Genomic DNA, 3,057 nt, shown 5'->3' with positions numbered 1-3,057 from the left:
TGGATTACCTATGTCACATTTGAGTCTGACCTGACATTGAAGCATCTAAAGTCGAAAATCCTATGAGCAAATTTGTGTTTGTGACCGGCGGCGTGGTTTCCAGTATCGGCAAGGGAATTGTCGCTGCTTCCTTGGGCCGCCTATTGAAGTCGCGGGACTATTCGGTCTCGATTTTGAAGCTAGACCCCTATATTAACGTTGACCCCGGCACTCTCAGCCCGTTTCAGCACGGAGAAGTCTTTGTGACCCAAGACGGTGCCGAAACTGACCTGGATTTGGGGCACTACGAGCGTTTTACCGATACTTCCATGTCTCGCCTCAACAGCGTCACTACGGGTTCCATTTATCAAGCGGTGATCAACAAAGAACGCCGCGGCGAGTATCAGGGGAGCACGGTGCAGGTGATTCCGCACATCACTAACGAGATTAAAGAGCGAATTCACCGAGTAGCAAAGAATACTAATCCCGATGTCGTGATTACGGAAATCGGCGGAACGGTGGGAGATATTGAATCTTTGCCGTTTTTGGAGGCAATTCGCCAGTTTCGCAAGGATGTCGGGCGGCAAAATGTTGTGTATATGCACGTCACGCTGATACCTTGGATTCCTGCGGCTGGGGAGATGAAAACTAAACCGACTCAGCATTCGGTGAAGGAATTGCGGTCGATCGGCATTCAACCAGATATTTTAGTCTGTCGGTGCGATCGCCCGCTGTCTTTTGGCATGAAACAAAAATTGTCGGAATTCTGCAACGTACCCGAAGAATGTGTCATCACCGCTCAAGATGCTAAAAGTATCTACGAAGTGCCGCTGATGATGGAACAGGAAGGTTTAGCGGAACAAAGCATCAATGTGCTGCAACTCGAACAGCGGCAACCCGATTTGGCTCAGTGGCAAACCTTAGTCAAGCGGCTTTACAGTCCCAACCACAAGATTGATATTGCTTTGGTGGGCAAATACGTGCGGTTGAACGATGCTTATCTTTCGGTGGTCGAAGCTTTGCGGCACGCAGCAATCTCGATCGGCGGCGACCTCAATTTGCACTGGATTAACTCAGAAGATTTAGAATCGGGAAACCTGGAAAATTATCTCAAAAATATCAACGGCATTCTTGTACCCGGGGGTTTTGGGATTCGGGGAGTTGACGGCAAAATAGCGGCGATCGAATATGCCAAACACCATAAAATACCCTTTTTGGGATTGTGTTTGGGGATGCAGTGTGCTGTGATTGAATGGGCGCGTCACACCGCCCAACTAGAGGATGCTAACAGCGCTGAATTTGACCCAGATACCACAAATCCGGTAATTAATTTATTGCCAGAACAGCAAGATGTAGTCGATTTGGGCGGTACAATGCGACTGGGTTTGTATCCGTGCCGTGTCAACCCAGACACCCTCGCTTTCAAACTTTATCAGAAAGAAGTGATTTACGAGCGGCACCGCCACCGGTACGAATTTAACAACGCCTACCGCAATCTTTTCTTAGAATCAGGTTATGCAGTCTCCGGGACATCTCCCGACGGCCGATTGGTAGAAATGATCGAATTGCCCAAGCATCCCTTTTTCATAGCCTGTCAATTTCACCCCGAATTCCAATCTCGACCTAGCGCCCCCCACCCCTTGTTTCAGGGGTTTATCCAGGCGGCGAGCACCCAGGGAAAGCAGGATTTTTTAGAAGCTGAGGGTCGCGACTTGGTGGTCGGGAAACTTGCAGGAAACTGATCTAATATTATGTGCGATCGATTAGTTCTGATATATTAGATGTCTGTAGGGGCGGGTGAGAGTACACAATATTCAAATCGGGCAGATAATCGATCGTACTCTCACTCCCCCAACCCAACAATCGGATTTGATTCGGGCCGCACTTACCGGACTAGATATCGGGCAGCATTCTCAACGAGTGAAAAACCTCACCCCCCAGCCCTATGCTAGGGCTGGGGGGGCTAGTACCCGAGGGGAGAAGGCAAAAGGCAGAAGGCAGAAGGTAAAAATGCTGATTTTTTTAATTAACTTTTTAGCTGGGATTTCAAGGGTGATACCAGTAAAAAAAAATGCAACTTGAGGCAAGTTCCAAACCCCCATAGTCATTAGTCAGGCCCAATCTCAAATCTCAAATCTCAAATCTCAAATGCTATAAGTTGTCAAACTATCCTAAAATACCAGGAAACACAGGTTTGAGGAGGCTTTGTGGCTTATTGGAGCAAATTTACTTATGAGAAAAGTACATATATAATTGACCTTGACACGATTAGTGCTTTTTCTAGCGAACTCGATAACAAGCGTCTCACCTTTTGGCTGCCTAATAGCAGTCAGCCGATTATCCTCAATCCCCAAGGCAATCATGACGCTTACAACCAAGTTCTCGATTACATCAAAAAAACCATAGATCGCAATTCTAGAGGCTGGTGGATTAAAATTAATTATGACCGCAAAGAATTTGCGATCGATATGAGTCGAATTAGCTTTTTTGCTTGCGAAGGGAACGGCCGGCTAAGCTTTTTCCTGCCTGACAGCTCAACTAATATTATTATCCTCCGCCAACGCAACCCGGAAACTTATCAAGAAATTCTGGAATACATTAAAAATACGACTGGACAATCTCTGGAATGAAGAACTCATTAGTCATTAGTCATTAGTCATTAGTCATTAGTCATTAGTCATTAGTCATTAGTCATTAGTCATTAGTCATTAGTCATTAGTCATTAGTCATTAGTCATTAGTCATTAGTCATTAGTGTAGTCCTGGACGCACCGAGGCTCAGAAACCGGGTTTTTTTAAGAAAAAACACAGGTTGTGACCCCCAGACTCAGTAAAAAACCCGGTTTCTTTGGTATGTGTGCGTCCAGGACTGTAGTTAGAAAGAAGTCATTAGTCATGAGTCATTAGTCATTAGTTTAGTTCTGGACGCACCGAGGCTTAGAAACCGGGTTTTTTTAAGAAAAAACACAGGTTGTGACCCCCAGACTCAGTAAAAAACCCGGTTTCTTTGGTATGTGTGCGTCCAGGACTGTAGTTAGAAAGAAGTCATTAGTCATGAGTCATTAGTCATTAGTTTAGT

2 protein-coding genes are annotated in these 3,057 nt (G+C 45.7%); both read left to right on the top strand.

Annotation, left to right across the window (positions count from 1 at the left end; all coding sequences use genetic code 11):
• Positions 1 to 62: 62 nt before the first annotated feature.
• The gene (locus tag ACUVJL_RS15215) at positions 63 to 1,721 is read left to right on the top strand and encodes a CTP synthase (protein WP_445246607.1); all 1,659 of its coding nucleotides are present in this window, start codon (positions 63 to 65) and stop codon (positions 1,719 to 1,721) included.
• A gap of 465 nt (positions 1,722 to 2,186) precedes the next feature.
• Positions 2,187 to 2,609, top strand: a complete 423-nt coding sequence (locus ACUVJL_RS15210) for a hypothetical protein (RefSeq protein WP_445246606.1) — start codon at positions 2,187 to 2,189, stop codon at positions 2,607 to 2,609.
• Positions 2,610 to 3,057: the final 448 nt, after the last annotated feature.

The organism is Microcoleus sp. OTE_8_concoct_300 (assembly GCF_031383065.1).
Lineage (GTDB): Bacteria > Cyanobacteriota > Cyanobacteriia > Cyanobacteriales > Microcoleaceae > Microcoleus.
Note: the sequence above shows the minus strand (reverse complement) of the source record. Positions and strands in the feature narration are given on the sequence as shown.

Bases quoted from the DNA above. Each gene is read 5' to 3' on its own strand.
- ACUVJL_RS15215 (WP_445246607.1), top strand. From the start codon at position 63: ATGAGCAAATTTGTGTTTGTGACCGGCGGCGTGGTTTCCAGTATCGGC.